The sequence below is a fragment of the Microbispora sp. CA-135349 genome (assembly GCF_050947365.1).
Taxonomy (GTDB): domain Bacteria; phylum Actinomycetota; class Actinomycetes; order Streptosporangiales; family Streptosporangiaceae; genus Microbispora.
Map to the genome: position 1 here is coordinate 753,488 of NZ_CP192001.1, position 16,931 is coordinate 770,418.

General features: G+C 67.7%; 16 protein-coding genes. 10 read left to right on the forward strand and 6 right to left on the reverse strand.

Annotation, left to right across the window (positions count from 1 at the left end):
• Nucleotide 1: 1 nt before the first annotated feature.
• Complete coding sequence (locus ACQPZZ_RS03700) at nt 2–1,033, forward strand: zinc-dependent alcohol dehydrogenase family protein (RefSeq protein WP_432928925.1); 1,032 nt, start codon at nt 2–4, stop codon at nt 1,031–1,033.
• 477 nt (nt 1,034–1,510) lie between these two features.
• On the opposite strand, the gene ACQPZZ_RS03705 is transcribed toward ACQPZZ_RS03700, so the two are convergent.
• Nucleotides 1,511–2,104, reverse strand: a complete 594-nt coding sequence (locus tag ACQPZZ_RS03705) for a hypothetical protein (RefSeq protein ID WP_432928927.1) — start codon at nt 2,102–2,104, stop codon at nt 1,511–1,513.
• A gap of 467 nt (nt 2,105–2,571) precedes the next feature.
• Here ACQPZZ_RS03705 and ACQPZZ_RS03710 point away from each other — a divergent pair, with 467 nt between their 5' ends.
• The gene (locus ACQPZZ_RS03710) at nt 2,572–3,414 is read left to right on the forward strand and encodes a GNAT family N-acetyltransferase (protein WP_432928929.1); all 843 of its coding nucleotides are present in this window, start codon (nt 2,572–2,574) and stop codon (nt 3,412–3,414) included.
• A 267-nt stretch (nt 3,415–3,681) separates the two neighbouring features.
• On the opposite strand, the gene ACQPZZ_RS03715 is transcribed toward ACQPZZ_RS03710, so the two are convergent.
• Entirely contained in the window at nt 3,682–7,251 is a 3,570-nt protein-coding gene (locus ACQPZZ_RS03715) for an RICIN domain-containing protein (RefSeq protein ID WP_432928932.1), read from the reverse strand.
• Between the two features lie 270 nt (nt 7,252–7,521).
• The gene (locus tag ACQPZZ_RS03720) at nt 7,522–8,376 is read right to left on the reverse strand and encodes a ribosome-inactivating family protein (RefSeq protein WP_432928934.1); all 855 of its coding nucleotides are present in this window, start codon (nt 8,374–8,376) and stop codon (nt 7,522–7,524) included.
• A gap of 296 nt (nt 8,377–8,672) precedes the next feature.
• Between ACQPZZ_RS03720 and ACQPZZ_RS03725 the strand changes: the two genes are divergently transcribed.
• Nucleotides 8,673–9,227, forward strand: coding sequence for a ribosome-inactivating family protein (locus tag ACQPZZ_RS03725; RefSeq protein WP_432928936.1), 555 nt, complete (start codon nt 8,673–8,675; stop codon nt 9,225–9,227).
• Between the two features lie 161 nt (nt 9,228–9,388).
• On the opposite strand, the gene ACQPZZ_RS03730 is transcribed toward ACQPZZ_RS03725, so the two are convergent.
• Nucleotides 9,389–10,210, reverse strand: coding sequence for a 5'-nucleotidase C-terminal domain-containing protein (locus ACQPZZ_RS03730; RefSeq protein WP_432928938.1), 822 nt, complete (start codon nt 10,208–10,210; stop codon nt 9,389–9,391).
• Between the two features lie 655 nt (nt 10,211–10,865).
• Between ACQPZZ_RS03730 and ACQPZZ_RS03735 the strand changes: the two genes are divergently transcribed.
• Both ACQPZZ_RS03735 and ACQPZZ_RS03740 read left to right on the forward strand, forming a co-directional pair.
• Nucleotides 10,866–11,342: a SigE family RNA polymerase sigma factor gene (locus ACQPZZ_RS03735; protein ID WP_432928940.1), complete on the forward strand. Its 477-nt coding sequence runs from the start codon at nt 10,866–10,868 to the stop codon at nt 11,340–11,342.
• A complete protein-coding gene (locus ACQPZZ_RS03740; protein ID WP_432928942.1) occupies nt 11,342–12,514 on the forward strand; it encodes a hypothetical protein in 1,173 nt (390 codons plus the stop codon). The genes ACQPZZ_RS03735 and ACQPZZ_RS03740 overlap by 1 nt, the downstream gene beginning before the upstream one ends.
• A 45-nt stretch (nt 12,515–12,559) precedes the next feature.
• Here ACQPZZ_RS03740 and ACQPZZ_RS03745 read toward each other — a convergent pair whose 3' ends face one another.
• The gene (locus tag ACQPZZ_RS03745) at nt 12,560–12,958 is read right to left on the reverse strand and encodes a VOC family protein (RefSeq protein ID WP_432928944.1); all 399 of its coding nucleotides are present in this window, start codon (nt 12,956–12,958) and stop codon (nt 12,560–12,562) included.
• Between the two features lie 93 nt (nt 12,959–13,051).
• On the opposite strand from ACQPZZ_RS03745, the gene ACQPZZ_RS03750 reads away from it, so the two are divergent.
• The 4 genes from ACQPZZ_RS03750 (at nt 13,052) to ACQPZZ_RS03765 (ending at nt 16,207) form a co-directional block, all read left to right on the forward strand.
• Complete coding sequence (locus tag ACQPZZ_RS03750) at nt 13,052–14,068, forward strand: helix-turn-helix transcriptional regulator (RefSeq protein ID WP_432928946.1); 1,017 nt, start codon at nt 13,052–13,054, stop codon at nt 14,066–14,068.
• Nucleotides 14,069–14,795: 727 nt separating this feature from the next.
• Nucleotides 14,796–15,311 carry a hypothetical protein gene (locus ACQPZZ_RS03755; RefSeq protein ID WP_432928948.1) on the forward strand — a complete coding sequence of 172 codons (516 nt, stop codon included), beginning with the start codon at nt 14,796–14,798 and terminating at the stop codon, nt 15,309–15,311.
• Nucleotides 15,312–15,566: 255 nt separating this feature from the next.
• Complete coding sequence (locus tag ACQPZZ_RS03760; RefSeq protein ID WP_231513793.1) at nt 15,567–15,773, forward strand: CopG family transcriptional regulator; 207 nt, start codon at nt 15,567–15,569, stop codon at nt 15,771–15,773.
• Entirely contained in the window at nt 15,770–16,207 is a 438-nt protein-coding gene (locus ACQPZZ_RS03765; protein ID WP_432928951.1) for a type II toxin-antitoxin system VapC family toxin, read from the forward strand. The genes ACQPZZ_RS03760 and ACQPZZ_RS03765 overlap by 4 nt, the downstream gene beginning before the upstream one ends.
• Nucleotides 16,208–16,400: 193 nt before the next feature.
• On the opposite strand, the gene ACQPZZ_RS03770 is transcribed toward ACQPZZ_RS03765, so the two are convergent.
• Nucleotides 16,401–16,529, reverse strand: coding sequence for an SIP domain-containing protein (locus ACQPZZ_RS03770; RefSeq protein WP_432934276.1), 129 nt, complete (start codon nt 16,527–16,529; stop codon nt 16,401–16,403).
• Between the two features lie 40 nt (nt 16,530–16,569).
• On the opposite strand from ACQPZZ_RS03770, the gene ACQPZZ_RS03775 reads away from it, so the two are divergent.
• On the forward strand, nt 16,570–16,914 hold the full coding sequence (locus ACQPZZ_RS03775) for a MerR family DNA-binding protein (RefSeq protein ID WP_432928953.1): 345 nt from the start codon (nt 16,570–16,572) through the stop codon (nt 16,912–16,914).
• The last annotated feature ends 17 nt before the right edge of the window (nt 16,915–16,931 follow it).

The following is a 16,931-nucleotide window of genomic DNA, read 5'->3' on the forward strand; positions in this document are numbered from 1 at the left end:
GATGACGGCTGCACTGCCATCGTCCGTACGGAGCTACCACGTCAACAGCGGCGACGGCATCGAGGGGCTGTCGCTGCGGACCCGCGAACCGCGCACGCCAGGCCTCGGCGAAGTCGCGGTCATGGTCCACGCCGTCTCGCTCAGTTTCCGCGAGCTGCTGGTGCTGCGCGGGCAGTACGTGTTGCCCGTCAAGCCGGACGTCATCCCGGTCTCCGACGGTGCCGGGCAGGTCATCGCCGTGGGGCCGGGTGTGCAGCGGGTACGACCGGGCGACCGGGCCACCGCCACGCTGTTCCCGCAGTGGCTGGACGGCCCCCTGCAACCGTCGTACCTGCCACAACTGGGAGGTTCCCTCGACGGCATGCTCACCGAACTCGCCGTCCTCCCGGAGCAAGCCCTCGTCCCGATTCCCGACCACCTCTCCTACGCCGAGGCCGCGACGCTGCCGTGCGCCGCGGTGACCGCGTGGAACGCCCTGACCGGGGACGGTCCTGGGATCCAGCCTGGGCACACAGTGCTGACCACCGGCTCGGGCGGCGTATCACTGTTCGCGGTACAACTGGCCAAACTTCTCGGCGCGAGAGTGATCGCTACGACCGGCCGGGCGGAAAGAGACCAGCGCCTCCGTGACCTGGGCGCTGACGAGGTCGTCAACTACCGCGCCGTTCCCGACTGGCACACCGCGGTCCGCGACATCACCGGCGGGCGCGGGGTGGACCGGGTCGTCCACACCGCCGGACCTCTGGAGCAGTCACTGAAGTCGCTTGCCGTCAACGGACACGTCGCGTTCGTCGGGTCCGTTTCGGGTGACTGGCGGCCACTCGACCCTCGCCTGTTGTTCGGTGTCGCCGCGACGGTCCGAGCGTTGGCCGTCGGAAGCCACGCGCAGTTCACCCAGATGAACGAGATCATCGCCGCACGGCGGCTTCGGCCCGTCATCGACCGAGTGTTCCCGTTCGAGGAAGCCGGCGCGGCGTTCCGGTACTACGAGTCGACCAGCCCGTTCGGAAAGGTCATCATCGAAATCCGATAGTCGGCGGGCGTGGCAGCGGCCGCCACGCCCGCTCATCGGCTTGAGACGTCGCCGATCGGCGCATCGGCCAACGATACGGTGAGCGGCCGGGATCGGGGCATCGGCTGCAGTACTGGAGGCCTCTATCTGAAAGGACCGAGACCCGATGGTGGTGGACTCGTAGACCGAACGATCTACCACCGGGCTGGTGACCATCAGTAGCGCCTCCTCGTAGCGAGCCCACCCATCACTCCGCGGGCTCCGTCGCCGCGCAAGGCCGGGCCTATACGTACTACGAGTGCACCCCAAGACCGCGTCGATGACCGGAGCAGGAGTCGCCGAGGTGTGAGGAGGCGCCACGCCACCGTCGATCGCCTGTTGCCCTGACCGTGTCACACCGGAATCGCCGGCCGGGTCGTTTCGCGAAACGACCCGGCTCCTCGCCCAGCGGATTCCGCTGATTCCCGGGCGAGGAGGGCTACCGGTCGTCGCCCGCCTTCAGCAGACGCCGGGCAACTTACACACCTTGGTGGCCATCTTCCTGGCGTTTTTGGTCAGCCGGCCGGGGTCGTAGATTCCCTCGGTGGTCGTGTAGATCATCAAGGCGCTGCCTCTGCGTGCGACGATGCCCGTGATCGTCTCGTTCACGCTGCCGTCCTGCCGGGTCTGATAACCCATGCCTATGGACTCGTCGCCCGCCTTGGCCTTACTCGTCCGCCAACGGATCTCGAGTTCGGGTGCCGACGGGTCGCTCTTACGCGCGCACCGCTTGGCCTCGGCGCGCAGGCGGGTGAACGCGGAATGGGCGGCCCGGGGGCTCTTGTAGATGACGAGCTGTTCGGAGGAGGCACCAGGCGCGCTGGTCCACTGCGTGATCGTGCGGGCTGCCGCCCGATCGCGATCGACGGCACGCCGGTGCCCGCACGGGTTCAGCTCCAACGGCTCGGTGAGTTTGTCGCTGATCTCGTGGCCCTGTTCTTCTGCGTCGGCGGGGCTCAGGTGCCTGCGCGCGTCGCGCTCGCTGATCAGGAAGTTCTTCGGTATCTCGATCGCGGTCGCCGGGGACAACGCCAGCAGCAAGGAGAGTGTCACGCTGATCACGATGAGTTGGATGCCGGCGGGAATGGTTTGGTTCTCGGCCGTGAGACATTGTGCGGCGATTCCTATGGTCGAGGTTCAAGCGGCACCGGCGCGGACCTCGAGATGTGGTGCCGGGAGTGAACCGCCACCACCAGCAATGTCTTTTCAGGGTGCCGAACGGCTACTGCGGCCTCGGCGGCACGGGCGTCTCCTGCCCGTCGAGGTCGGCCAGGCTCGGACTCGTCGCATCGCCTGAAGTGAACGCCACCGTGCCGTACGGGATACCGAGCAGCGCCGGATTACCGCAGGTCGTGCGCGTATGTGCGGTGGGGCTGCGATGTTCGCGTGCAGGGGAGGTCCGGACACCCGTCATCCGATCGCCACGCGAAGGTCGGGGCGAGCATGGACGGCATGATGTGATGGCCTACATGATTGGGGCGACACACCAGGGTGCCGGCGAACCTGATCTGCTGGTCAGGATGGAGCAGAACCTCGCCGAGCACGCCTGCCACTTGCACCGCCGCATGGAGCGCGCAGCCGTCACGGAGACGAACGATCTTCTGATCGCAGACAGCGGGCTTGACGACGACACTTTCAACATCGTCGCGGCGGCGCGTTTCACCGCGGACACCGCCCCCGAGCGGGTGGAGGAGACTGTCCGTGCACTGGCTGGGACCGGTCGCCCCTTCTCCTGGTGGGTCGGTCCCGCCTCCACGCCACCGAACCTCGCCTCGCTCCTGGAGGGCGCGGGTCTGGAGGCAGCCGAGACTGAGACGGGCATGCGGAAGGACCTGCATGCCGCCCTGCCGAAGCCGCATGCCGATGGCCTGGACATCCGCCTCGTGACTACTGCAGAGCAGCTCGCCGACTATGCGATGGTCCTGGCCGCGAATTGGGACCCGCCGGCCGCCACGGTACGCCGGTTCTTCGCCGACGCCGCCGAGTGGGCCCTCGCTCCCGACTGCGCCGCCCGGTACCTGGTCGGCTACGCGAGCGGCCGCCCGGTCTGCTCGGCCGAGGTCTTCCTCTACGGGGGAGTCGCCGGGATCTACAACATCGCGACCCTCGCGACAGACCGCCGGCGCGGCTACGGCGGCGCCATCACCCTGGCTACCCTGCACACCGCGTACGACGAGGGCTACCGCACCGCGGTCCTGCAGGCATCGTCGGACGGAGAGCCCGTCTACCGCCGTCTCGGGTTCGATAGCTGCGGCCGGTTCACCGAGTACGCCATCGCACGCGAGGCTTCCGTGGCAACGACGGTCGTCGTCTCCGCGCGGTCTGAGCCGGCGCCCGCAACGACGGGATCGCATTCAGCCTGACGGGCAGCGGCCGAAAGTTCTGCGGTATCCGGGGCGCGCGCGGGTTCTCGGCCTATGTGGATGCCGCTGTGGAGCGGCAGATCGAGCGGGACCCCGTCCCACGGGCATCCTTACCTCGGACGAGGACGACGTGAGCGAGCTCTGCGGCAAGGCAGCCCGCCTCGTACGCGTGTAGGTGCCCGGGGCGGGCCTGCACAGGTCCTCCAGCTCTGCCGTCGTTCGTCCGCGACGCCGATCAGAGGGTGGGGGCCCAGGGTGGTGCGTCGGTCACCGGGTGACCTGTACGTACGCCCAGAGGTTCGCGGGGAGGCCGGGCCCGCGCGAGCTGATGGTCAACGGGACGTCCTCCCCGTGCGCCGTGAGGTACAGGCGCTGGTCGGGGGCAGTGTGGTTGCTCAGGAACTCCCCGCTCGACCCGTCGGGTGTCGAACACCACAGGTAGCCGTCGTCGTTGGGGCGGAACGCGTTGAGCGTGACCTGGTTGCCGTCCTGCGGTTGACCGGGGTTGGCCGCGGTCGAATTGACGTACCTCCCGCCGTGGGCCAGGTAGTAACAGTCGTCGTCGCCGGTTCGGTCCGCGTAGATCCTGGTGAACCGCTCGCCGGGCGTGTCGGTGTCGTGGCGCAGGTTCAGCGGGATGCCCTCCGCGGTGGCGTCGCCCGCGACGTTGACCACCAGAGGCACCGGCGTGGCCTCCCGCAGAGCGATCTCGTCGACGCTCGCCGCGTCGGCGGGGTTCTGCAGGAACCAGCGCTGGGCCGCCGAGCCGTCGTCGTCGCGACCCGCCAGAGCCCCGCCGCTGCTGACGGCCGTGAGCAACTGGCCGGTGACCATGTTCTGCAGTGTCCAGGTGCCGTCGCCCTGGTAGACCGGCCGCCATAGCTGGTCGGCCGCCTCGTTCTCCCGCAGCACCGCCCGCGCGTCGCGCGCGCCGTCCTCCAGGCCCAGATGGCGGCCGCTCGTGCGCTGGATCAGGCGGTAGTGGCCGGGAAACTCAGGCTCGTGAGACAGGTTGAACGTCTGCGCCGGCAGGTTGGCCTGGTCGACAGGCATGTCGCCGACCACCTGGCCACCGCTGCCGGAGGGGCCGGCCACGTTGGTGGTGCCGGCGTTGCGCAGCACAGCCTGGACCGGCGGGCTCGGCACCGCCTGCTGCGCGGGCGCCGGCGGGTCCGGCAGGTTGCCGAGCTCGTAGATGACGGGATAGTGGTCCGACATCTGCATGTCGTCGATCCGGCCCACGGCTCTGACCTGGGGCGCGCTGGCGTCGGTGTGCGTGACCGCGTAGTCGAGGATTCTCAGGGTCATCGGGGTCGTGTCGTCCGGCCGAGTCGGATGGGTCGGCTCCGATGGGGCGATCACGCGGAACTGCCCGGCGGAATCCGAGTCGAGCCTGACCTGAAGAGACGAGGGCGTGCCGAGCGGGGTGCGGTTGTAGTCGCCGAGGGCGATCCAGGGCAGCGGCGTCCCACCGGGCCCCGCGATGGCCATCCGGGCCCGGATGTTGCGCAGCAGGCCGGCGTCGTCGTTGCCGCTTCCGGACAACCCGTGCACCGTGAAGTAGACGACGCCGCCGATGTTGACGCCCAGCGCGGGCCGGGCACCGTAGAGCCCCGGTGCCACGACGTGGATGTCGTCCGGCTGAACCTGGGTACGGGTCGCGATGGCCAGGTTGACCCGGCCGGGCTGGCCGTCGGGGACGGTGTTGTCCGTCCGCAGCCAGTACAGATATCCCTGTCCCCGACTCTGTGTCCCGGCGATTCGGTACTCCTGGACCGGGATGATCCTGCCCAGGTCGTCCCACCACTGGAATTGCGAGCGGGTGATGTCTCGCAGGTGTACGGCGCCTCCGGGCGGGGGGCCGGCCTCTTGCAGGAGCAGGATGTCGGCCCCGGTCTGCTGCGCCATCTGGAGCACTCCCAAGCGGTACTTGCTCTCGTACGCGGTTGACCCGTCGCCCGATCCGTTGGTGCCGGCGCCCTGCATGTTCCAGGTGATCACCCTGCGGCCGTTCTGGGCGCGGGGGTCGAGGCCGCCGCCGGTGTCGCGCAGGAACAGCGAGGGCCGTCTGCCGACGTCGAGGGTGGTCACGCCCTGCCCCCTGTAGTCGAGGGTCTCCCGGCCGGTCCAGTCGGGGATCGCCTGCCCGCTCTGGCTCAGCGGCCGGAACAGGGCCGGGTCGTCGTTGTCGGAGCCGAACTGGAAGACGGTGTCTGCCTGGGAGCCGTACGGCGTGTACGGCTCGAACGGCCCGCCCGGCGTGGTCTGCTTGATCAGCGTGTTGCCGTAGAAGACGTTCTGCGGTCCCGAGGAGCCGGACCACTTGACCGCCTTGGGCCCGGCGGCCCACCAAATCGGATACCAGGTTCCTTCGTCTATCTCGCCGCCTTCTCCGCCGCAGTTGGACTCGCAGTTGGCCGAGCGGTGCTCGTAAGGGATGCGCACCGTGTTCTGCTCGAACAGGTTGTGGTGCTCCCAGCCGCCGTGCAGGTTCAGGTCGGAGTCGAGGTCGTTGCGGAAGGCGACGTTGCCGCCGGCCGACCACTGGAAGGTGAAGTGGCGCAGGTTGCGGCTGAGGTTGTAGGCCCACAGCGAGTCCCACACCCGGCTGCCGCGCAGGTAGCCGTTGCCGCCCTTGCCTTTGTTCCAGGCGCCGTCGAAGCTGTTGCGCTCGATCTGCAGGTTGCGCGCCACCTCGGTGACGATCGGGTGTGAGCCGGTCATCGTGGCCTTCAGGCCGCGTGCCCAGCTGTTGGCGGCCCACTTGAAGACGATGCCGTGCATGGCGTACTCGGGCGCCATGTTGCCGTAGTTGTGCACGGCCTGGTCAGGGGTCAGCGCGTACGTGCCGCCGCCCAGCTTCGGCAGCCCGTTCATGTCCTGGGTGAAGGCGAAGTCCTCGAACCCGACACCCTCGACCACCTTGAGCGGCGTGACCTTGCTGACGTACGGGCTGCCACCGTCGTTCAGCGGTTCGGAGCCGTCCGATTCGGAGTCGACCGGCAGGTCCCACTCCAGCGGGCGGTCCAGCGTGATCGTCTTGGCGGTGGCGTCCACTCGGGTGACCCGGAACATCTGCTGGCGCATGTGGAGGGCCTCCATCATGCTCCGGTCGGTGACGCCCTGCTGGGCGTAGAACTTGCGGCTGTTGGCCGCGCCCACCCAGACATAGCCGCCCAGCCTGAACTTCTTCATGTCGGCTTTCGCGTTCAGCCGTACGAGGTTGTCCCCCTGCCGGGCCGAGAACCCGGGGTCGCCGGCCGGGGCGGCCAGCTTGATGCCGGAGACCCAGTGCTGGTTGACGCTGCCCTCGAAGATGTCCTTGCGCATGGGGAGGGTCGTGGCCGCCTCCCAGTCGTCCTTGTATCGGTCCGCGACGTCCCGGGTCTGCACGCGGAACATGCCGCGCCCCGGCCACAGCCAACCGCCCCTACCGACGTCGCTGCCGGTGCCGGCCACCATGCTGTCCTGGTCCCAGCGGCCGTTGATCAGCGTGTCGTAGCGGGTGCTGAGATCCGGCCGGAACACCAGCCGCGTGCCGCCGTCGCCGGAGCCCTGCCCGCGCATGATCAGAAAGTTGGCGTCGACGTAGATCTGCCGGGACACGTCGATCTGCCCGGACGGCAACTCGATCAGCGAGAGCCGGTGGAAGTTGGCCTGCGGCGAGCACCGGCTCCTGATGTCGTCGATCGCCTTCTGCAGCCCGGCGGTGTCGTCGATCCCGTCGTCCGGCACCAGCTTGTACGCGGAGGCGAGGCGTTCGGGGGTGATCCGGCAGGAGGCGTCGTCGGTCAGGTCTTCGCCGCCGGGAGGCTCCAGACCACCCCGATATCCCACCCGCGACCAGTTCGGCAGGCCGGCGGGCGGGCTCGTGCGGTTGGCGTAACTCAGATCCGGCCCGTCAGCCCCCGGCCCGGCCGCCGTCGCCGCCCATACGTGTGCCGATACGTGTGCCGGTGCCGTTGAGGCGAGCGCCGGCGATGGGAGTGAGGGCAGCAGGCCGCATAGAAGCACGGCCGCTGATCGAAGAAATCTCACGTGACCTTGTCTCCGCGTCGTGTGGCGTTCGTATTCGGGTCGAGGCATCCGCGGAGCCGCTTTTCGGGCTCAACGCCGGATGACTCGAAGGTGATTTCGGACGTCCTGCCAGCTGAGGAACGGCCAGAGGCCCTCGATCAGCAGGGGAGGAGTGGTCGGGACACTGGTGATGTCCAGCGCGAATTTGGAGATCCGGCCCCACGCACCCCGCAGCGACCTGAGGTAAGGGGTTGAGATCGCGTAGAAGTCGCCGCCGCTACGCCCGGCGAACACGGGGTCCCAGGCATCGCGAAAATCAGTGAACCGGGCAGCCTCGGAAAAGGCGCCGACCATCTCGATCAGATCCGCGGCGACGCGCGCCCGATCTGTGGACAAGGTGACTGCTCCGAGGTCCTTGACGGCGCCGCGTAGGCCGTCGAGGTTCTCGATCTGCGGTTCTCCGCCGGCAGTGGCGATGAGGGAGTCGTAACTGCCGCCGAAGTTCAGGATGTGCACCGGGCCGCCGCGGGCCATCTCGGTGCGTACGTTCTCAGATGCGTCGTTGAAGGCGAACAGTTGCCCGTTCTGCGGGCGGAAGCCGCCGATGTAGAGGTTCGCGGGGTTGAAGTACAGGCTCACGAGTTCTTTCGTGTCGCCGTTTCCGATCCGCAGTGCGATGAGCCCCGGGGGTGTCGCCTGCGTGATGTACATGTCGTCATCGCGGAAGGGACGCCCGGCGGCCTGGCGAAGGTGGATGAGGGCAGTGTGGTACGGCCCGACATTCCCCCCGGTGAAATCCCAGTTGATCTGCAGCTCGATGGCTTTCGTCGTACCGTCGGGCGTGTCCGCCCGAGCGTGCGGAGTGCCAAGCCCCGAAATCGCTACTAATGCGGCCAAGGAAAGCGCCGGCAACCCACGCGCACCACGGCGCCCGATGAAGTTCACTGACATCCCTTTTCCTGTTCCGATCGTTGTGACGGTCTGATCGGCCGGCCTGTCTCAGCGCCGGTTCACCACTTAGACCGAGCGACTTCCGCCCTTGTGACAACCCATGAAGTCCTCGGCTGTGGGTGGGGCAGCCGGCGGTCGCGGTGCGAATCTCCGACCGCTGTCACAAACCGGAGGCGCGCCTGGTCTTACCGGGGTGGAGGAGACAGGCGCCCGGCCTGACACGCCTTTTCAGATAGGCCCGTTCGGCACCGGCGGCGACGTGACTGCGTATCAACTGGACTGGGATTCCGGTGAATCGAGTTCGCGCCGACGCCGACCGCCTCAGGCCGGCACAACGATCAGGACTGTTCGCCTTCAACGACGTCTCGGAGAACGTACGCACCGAGATGGGCCGGGGCGGCAAAGTCAACGTACTGAACTTCGGTGGGAATTACGGTTCCCTGATCGACGTCGCCGGTGGCGAACCCCAGCTCGAAAGCCTCGACGGCCTGATCGATGACGCTCGCGTCCTCGGCCGGACGAAGGACCTGGCCACCGCCAACGGATCCCAGCGGGCGGGTATCGCCGCCGCCATGATCAAGCAGATCGGCGCCTTCTCCGAGGCTGCCCGGTTCACCGATTTCCGCGACACGTGGGACCCCGTGATCGCCGGACGTACCGGTGGTGGCTACTACGCCATCACGAGCCCCAAGCTGCGGGCGCTGCGTGGTGCGTGGGGCCGGATCTCCCAGTTCGCGGTGGACATCACCAACGTCCCGGCCACTCCTCCCCTGACGGTCGACGGTGTCGGCACGTTCTCCACCTGGCAGGATGTCAGGGATCACCTTCGAGTCATCCTGCGATGAGTCGCGAGTCGTTCGCCCAGCAGGTCAGAGAGGTCCTGTGTCACCTCGACGTGCAGCAGGCGGTCGATCTTTGGGCCGACTTCCGCCTCAAGCGACGCTAGCCGCGGCTGATCGCCGGGCGGAACGGATTCCACCCGGCGATCAGCTCGTTCACGTGATGCTCACCGGACCGTGACCCGGTCGCCGGCTGGTGCGCTGACCGGCGAGTTCTTCACCAGGTAGGTGGCCAGGGCCCCTCTGTCGTCCGGGCCGCCGCGATAGACGTTGGTGACTCCGGGCCATCGGGGGAAACCTTCGTAGCCGCCCACCAGGATGTAGTTGGCCGCGATTCTGATGACCTGGTCGTCGGTCACCGGAACGCCGTTCAACGTCATCTCGGTGACAGCGCCGCCCTCCAACGTGTAGCGGAGCGAGGAGGACGGCGTGAGCACCCAGCCCTGCGCATTCGGGTAGGCGAGGACGGACTTCAGCGCGGCGCCGGTGATCTCCCACACGTCCACCGCGAACCCGGCCGGAAGCGTCGCGAACACCTCCTCGTAGGTGACCGGGCCCGCGTCGAGGTCCAGGTGGAACCCGTACCTGCTGACCAGGGCGGCCTGGGCGCCCGACCGGGCCTGAACCGCGTCGAGGTTGGCGTCGGCGACCAGTTCGGCCAAGGGGCCGCCGCTGGATGTCCGAACGATGGGCTCGGAGGTCTCACCGAAGGTGTCGTCCGCGTCGGCCATGCCGCACTCGAAGTAATAGAGCTTGTTGGACGTGAGACCGTCGGGCTGCTTGAGCTCGATTTGGACTGACGTCTGTCCTGATGTCGATGTCTCGGGGTCCCATTCCCAGTCGAGCGTCGCGAGCAGGGCGGTGAAGCTGCCGTTGTAGGGGACGTGAGCTTTGATGCTCTTCCATTGCTCGGTGCCGACGATGCGGTATTGGATGAGTTGCAGGCCCGGGGGAAGTCCTTCGAAGGTCCCGTAGACCTTGAAGGTCACCGGGCACTTCGTCGCAGTGGTTCGCTCGAATGAGAGGGTGAGTTTCTGCACCGGATTGTCGGCCGATGCGAGTGAGGCGGAAGCCGTACCCGAAATGAATCGCTGGGGTGCGGCTTGCGCGGCGGGAACGAAAGCACCGGACGCCAGGATCGCGACGCCCGCCAGCCCTCCGATTCGACGCCCAGCCCTACTGGGTAATCCCACAGTTTTCCCATCTGTCGATGACGACAAGGACGAGCAGAGACTAGCCACGCCGACCGACAATTCCGTGCGCCGAATGAGCGGAACGTTTCCGGCGCACCGTTCAGGCGAAAGCCCGTCAGCTTCAAATCAGGCCGTCTCAGGACGTGGACCTGATGGCTCGCTCGCTCGAACACGGCAACCCCCGTGACGGCCTGGGGCGTGGGGACGGTGCCCCGCTCTCGGGCCTGGCCTCGCCGAGCGGGCCGATCGTCAGGTTGTCGTAGCGCCATCGCGATGACGGCGTTGGACCCGGCACTGCTGGCCAGGCCTGGCAAGTCGGCCCCATGCCGGTCGCTCTGTCGCGTCGCCCGGTGTACGGGTCTGCCCCTGTCGTCTCCGGCGAATTCCAGATGATGCAACATTTCGGGGGTCTGGTGCGTCTCAGCCGGGATGAACGAGAGGATTCCCGCCCGTGGATGACGCGCCGGATTTCGCGGACTTCGCCGCCGATCGGATCGATGCGTTGTTCCGCTACGCCTACATGCTCACCGGCAATCCGCACGACGCCGCCGACCTCGTTCAGGAGGCGATGGTGCGGCTGCGCAGCTCATGGCCGCGCGTACAGCGCAAGCACAACCCGGAGAGCTATGTGAGAACCACCATCACCCGGCTCCACATCTCCGTCTGGAGACGGCGCAGGCGCGAACATCTGGCATGGGAGGTGCCCGAACAGCCGCAATCGGTGACGGAGCCGCCGCTGGACCTCTGGGACGAACTGGCCAAACTGCCCAAAAGGCAGCGTGCCGTACTGGTCCTGCGCTACTACGAGGACCGATCGGATGCCGAGATCGCCGAGATCCTCGGCATTTCTCCCGGAACCGTGCGGAGTCAGGCATCCCGCGCCCTCGGCAAACTGCGCGACACCGTCACCCCGCTAAGGAGACTGTGATGAACGATGTCGAAGAGGCGCTGCGCCGTACGTTCGCCGGCGCGGAGGCGCGGATGCCGGCCACGCCGCCGGATCTGCTGCGCCAGGTGACGGTGGGGCAGACCGGGCGCGGACGCCGTGGGCTGGTGCTGGCGACCGCGATGGCCACCTGTCTGGTGGTCTGGGCGGCGTCGGCCGTGACATGGCGGGCTCCCGAGTCGCCGCCCGCCGTCACGGCCAGGCCCACGCCCCGCATCCACCAACCGCGGATCGTGGAGGAGATCGCACCACCGCTGGAACAGGTGCTGCCTTCGGTGATCGCGGAGGTCCCCCGGAAGGTCCCCAACGGGGAGGCCTTCACGCCGAAGCTGTTCATCGATGCACGCACCATGCTCGGGTACGTGGCGAAGAAGGGTTACGATCCCGCACCTGAACTGTGGGCTTATCACCTGGAATCGCGGACCTTTCGGCGCCTGGCCGTCATCGACCATCCCATCGCGCCGGTGGACTCGCTGGCGGTGGGCGAAGGCGTGATCGTCTGGTTCGAGTACGTGGACCGAGACATCCACATCATGACGATTCCCGTGACCGGGGGTACTCCCCGCACGGTGGCCTCGTTCCCGGCCGAGCTGGATGTGGACAAGGTGAACGGGGACACCGTCCACGGTGTGGACCTGGCCGTCGGAGACGGCAGAATCTTCTGGTCGTCGACCAAGTCGGGGGGCGTCAACCAGGTTCCGGTGGCAGGCGGCGAACCGTCGATCGTCGCGGGCACGAAGGGGTTGCGTCTCTCCTCCTGGCCCTGGGCGGGGCGCCCCGCCGATGGCCCGGGTGCCATGACGAATCTGCTCAACCTGAGCACCGGAGAGCGGCTCGAAGATCCGGCGCGGGCGCGGTGCGACGTGACCTGGTGCCTCATCGGCGACCAGGCGACCCGCCGCGACGGCAGCCGGGTTCTGGACCTGCCGGGAAACAGCCCTCTGTCACTCGTGGCCGACCGCTTCGTCACCATGAGTCAGGTCGACGAGCAGGGACGGAAGGCCGAAGTGATCTTCGATCTCGCCACGGCGCGGGCCGGCAGGCTGTGGATCCGCAACGACCGCAAGGCATCCCCCACCCTCTACATCGATACGGAGATGCTCTACTTCAAGCGCGGCGACAAGTGGGCCGTCATCCACGACTCGGACCGGTAGGCAAGGCCGAGGCGGTGTCTCTCGGATCGTCCGGCTTGCCCGGCGTCAGCGAGCGAACTTCTCGCGGGCGGCCGGCGTGACGGGGGTGAAAAAGTTGACGAGGTTGCCGTCGGGGTCGCGCAGGAGGAGCGACCGGTTGCCCCAGGGCATGGTGGTGGGCTCGTTGACGAAGTCCTCGACGAAGCCGGTCAGATTCCGATGCACGCCGTCCACGTCGTCGACGAGGAACTCGATGATCACGGTGCGGTTGTCGGCAGGGCGGGCAGCGCCGGGCGCGGTGAGCGCGACGGTGCGGGTGCTGCCGATGGCGAGGGTGCCGGAGGCGGTTCTGAGCTCGGCGAAGTCCTCGCTGTACCGACTGGCGCGCACTCCCGTGGCCCGCTCGTAGAAGTCGACGAGACGTGCGACATCGTCCGTGATGACGCGGATCGATACGAAGTCCATGGTGGTCTCCCTGGTTATGGGGCGGTTCTCCCACCGCAGGCTAGGACGAATACCGGACAGAAACCGCCCAGTATTCGCACTACGTTGTGAGACGTGCCTCGACCTACTCACCGCGTCCTCACGCTGTTGGAGCTCCTCCAGTCGGGCGGCATCCGGACGATGACCGAGCTCGCCGATCGGCTCGGCGTCGACGAGCGCACCGTACGGCGGTACGTGGACCACCTGGTCGACCTCGACGTCCCCGTCGAGTCGGTGCGCGGCCGCTACGGCGGGTATCGGCTCGCTCCCGGATATCGCATGCCTCCGCTCATGCTGAGTGACGACGAAGCGCTCGCCGTGCTGCTCGGCCTGGTCGCCGGTCGCCGGACAGGGTTGATGACGACGATGGGCACGGCGAGCGAGACGGCGGCGGCCAAGATCCGGCGGGTCCTGCCCGAGCGGCTCGCCCGCAGGCTCGGCACCGTGCTCGAAACCCTCGCCTTCACGGCTCCGCCCGGCGACTTCGCCGCCCCGGAGACCGCGGTCCTGCTCTGCGTCGCCGATGCGGTGCGTCACCACCGGCCGGTCTCGATCAGGTACACCGCCGCCGATGGCCGGCGCAGCGAACGCACGCTGCATCCGTACGGGCTCGTCGCCCATTCGGGCCGGTGGTACGTCACGGGCGTGGACCCGGATATCGGTGAGGATCGGACCTTCCGGCTGGATCGCATCGCGGACGCGAGGACCCTGCCCGGGTCGTTCGAGCCGCCCGCCGGGTTCGATCCGGCGCAGCGCGTTCTGTCCGGGTTCGCCAAGGCTCCGTACCGGCACGAAGTGGTCCTGCGCATCCAGGGGACGGTCGAGCAGATCCGCGCCCGGCTTCCCGCCGGCGTCGCGACCGTGGAGGAGCCCACGTCCGCCGACGGCCTGGACCCCGAGACCGAGGGCTGGCTCCGCGTCGAGTTGCGGGCCGAGCGGCTCGACTGGTTGCCTCCGGTGCTCGCGTCGCTCGACCGGCCGTTCACGATCGAGCGACCGGATGAACTCCGCGACCGTGTCGCCTCGCTCGCGGAGCGGCTGGTGGCCTCCGCCCGCAGGGTCCCGCCCGCCCCAGGCGCGGGTGTTGCCTGAAGCGAAGCGCCAATCACCTGCCGAACGGCTACTGCGGCCTCGGCGGCACCGGTGTGAGCTGTCCCGTCGGCCGGACCACCGGCGAGGTCTGACACGGTAACTGCTGATCCTGCCCCTTGGCCGCCCGGCAGGCCCGGTACCGATCGAGGGCCAGAGCTGTTTTCGGCGAGAACCTTCACTACAAGGTCAAGGCGAGCCGCCTGCCGCGCCTCGCGGCGCGCCGGGCGGCCAGCGGGCCGGGCGTGCGGCTCTCCGGCCGGTCCTGGGCCGCGCCGCCCGGGCACTGGCAACTCCACCGTTCCTCGGCGACCCAACTTGAATTAGATGAAAACTCGCACGTCTCTGGGAGTTTCCCTGACATCCAACCGATCGAGATGCTGGAGGCACCCACTAGCCCCCGGTAACCTCGACTCCTGTGCAGGCCCTCTGACCAGCTATGTAGGAAGTCAGCGGGGAGTTTTGGAAGCAAATCAACTCCGCCTCGCGAGGGAGTGTGGTGGCGATCTGCGGGTGCTTCTGTCACATCCGCGCTGAGAGGAAAGGCGTACTTGTGCTGCGCGCCTGATCCGAATCGCCGACCTGGTCCTCCTCGGCTGGCTGGGAGTCGCTGATATGCCCTTGTTGGCCACCGCTCGCTTTCCAGCTGGGCAGGGAATCGTGCCTGGTTGGTGGTCCTCTCTTTTCGTACCTTCCGGGTGATGTCTCCATCAACCCAGGCGAGGGATGTATGACGGAGCAAGGGAGTGCGAAGGGCCCGATGCTGAGGCGGACTAGACATGCCGCAGAGGCGGCCCGAGATGCCTCTCATGAAGCGCGGACGGCGGCCGAGGAAATCAAGCGTCAGGTCACCGAGGTGCAGAAGGCGATCGCGCGGATAGAGGGGGCTGTGAGGAGGGTCGAGGAGACTCTCCGTGAGCACCGTGCCCCCGCACGAGAACGGACCCAGGAGGAAGAGGTAGGGCGGCTGCTCCTTTCCTACGTAGAGCAGGGGCACAAGAGGGGCAGTTGGAACAACATCTGGATCAGCAAGATCTACGAGCGGCGGCCAGATGCAGTGGAGGAGAACATCCGAGGTGCCGTCCTCCTGGCGAAGAAGATCCTCTCCTTGGAGTCGCGAGAGAGCGACTCCATCGGCAGAGATGCCCGTGTGATCTTTGAGCAGATGGCCAAGCAAGGGGGCGATGAGCAACTACCGGGGAACGTCACTCCCCTGGATGCGCATCAGCGGGCGCGAGGAACGTAGGCCTACGCCGCCCGGGCGGTCTCGGCCGACAGCGTCTTGATCTGTCGGCTGCGCTGTCGGCCACCTTGTGACCCGTTGCGCGCCTGCTGACGTTCTCCTACCGGTTCTCGGCCCTCGTCAGCCTGCCTGCCGGAGTAGGGCGCCCATGCTGGCCGACCTCGTTCACTCGGGTAGCCAGACCAGGCGAACTTCTGGGCAGTGCGATCCTCCCATTGGTAGGATCGGCCTATGGGTGAGCCGTTGAGGACTGACAAAATGAGCATCACCGTGCCCGCGGACGTCGCCGCCGAACTGCGGGCCCGGGCCGGACAGGGCAACGTCTCGGCGTACGTCACCCATGCGCTGGTCCGTCAGCTGGAGCATGACCGCCTGGGGGATCTGGTGGCAGACCTTCGAGAGATCCATGGTCCGGTGACCGACGAGGAGTTGGCGGCGGCACGGGCAGAGTGGCCGAGCGCATGAAGCAGCGGAAGCGGATACGCCCGCGCGAGCACGGCGCCCTCGTCCTCGACAACGAAGGTCTTTCGCGGGCGGCGACCGACAGACCGATGTACGTCCGGCTGCATGCCGCGCATCTGGATGGGCGGCGTGTCCTCACATCCGCCGCCATTTTGGCCGAAGCGCTGAGGGGTACCCCGCGTGACGCGGGGGTACATCGCGTGCTCGGTGGTGTCGTGGTCGAACCGGTGACTCGCGAGATCGGAGAACAGGCCGGCAAGCTGATCGGGGCGGCGGGAATGTCCACTGATCAGGCTGTCGACGCCATGGTCGCGGCTACCGCATTGGCTCAAGAGGGTCCCGTCGTGGTCGTCACATCCGACGTGCCGCACCTGACCGCCCTGACGGCGGGTCACGAGCGGATACAGGTTGTTCACGTCGACAAGCTCAGCCGATAGCACCGTCACGTCGAAGTCGCCTGCTTGAGATCGCGTAGCTGGCGAGGTCACATCCGCGTCGACTTATTGCCTCAATCGAACTGCTACCCAGCAATACCTCTTCACGGTGCCGAACGGCTACTGCGGCCCTGACCGCCGGCGAAGCCGGAATCATACGAGCCCGCCCTCATCCGAAGGGCGGGCTCCGAGGCGGTCAGTCCATGCCGCGCCGTCCGGGAGCCCAGAACGGTTTCACGACGACGGCTCTGCGAGACCAGCCGCGTTCCCGGACGAGGTGATCACGCACGGCTTGGCAGCTACGGGCCTCTCCGGCGATGCACAGGTCGAGGCGGCCGGTGGGGGATTAGTCCCAGATCGAGTAGGTGCGGAGGAATCCGCGCAGCCACGAGCGAGGCGAGCGGGGGTCGCCCACCCGCAGGCGGGTGCTGGTGCGAGTGGCGCTGATTCTGATGGGGAAGGAGGCCGGCCTCGGGTTGCGCGAACTGCGCGCCGTACTGTCCACTCCCGATCCGATGGACCACCGGGACCTGTTGCGCCGCCACGTCGTGGAGTTGGAACAACGCATCGCGCGGGCACGCGCGGCCAAGGACCTCATCGAGCACGCCCTCGCCTGCCCGCACAGGTTCGCGGACTGCCCGCACGCCCGCGAGCAGATCGCGGTGCGTATCCCGGTCGGCCAGACGGACCGTGCCGCCGACACGTATTGATGCGTGGAACGAAGTGC

Bases quoted from the DNA above. Each gene is read 5' to 3' on its own strand.
- ACQPZZ_RS03700 (WP_432928925.1), top strand. From the start codon at position 2: ATGACGGCTGCACTGCCATCGTCCGTACGGAGCTACCACGTCAACAGC.
- ACQPZZ_RS03710 (WP_432928929.1), top strand. From the start codon at position 2,572: ATGGAGCAGAACCTCGCCGAGCACGCCTGCCACTTGCACCGCCGCATG.
- ACQPZZ_RS03740 (WP_432928942.1), top strand. From the start codon at position 11,342: ATGAACGATGTCGAAGAGGCGCTGCGCCGTACGTTCGCCGGCGCGGAG.
- ACQPZZ_RS03745 (WP_432928944.1), bottom strand. From the start codon at position 12,958: ATGGACTTCGTATCGATCCGCGTCATCACGGACGATGTCGCACGTCTC.
- ACQPZZ_RS03755 (WP_432928948.1), top strand. From the start codon at position 14,796: ATGACGGAGCAAGGGAGTGCGAAGGGCCCGATGCTGAGGCGGACTAGA.
- ACQPZZ_RS03760 (WP_231513793.1), top strand. From the start codon at position 15,567: ATGAGCATCACCGTGCCCGCGGACGTCGCCGCCGAACTGCGGGCCCGG.
- ACQPZZ_RS03765 (WP_432928951.1), top strand. From the start codon at position 15,770: ATGAAGCAGCGGAAGCGGATACGCCCGCGCGAGCACGGCGCCCTCGTC.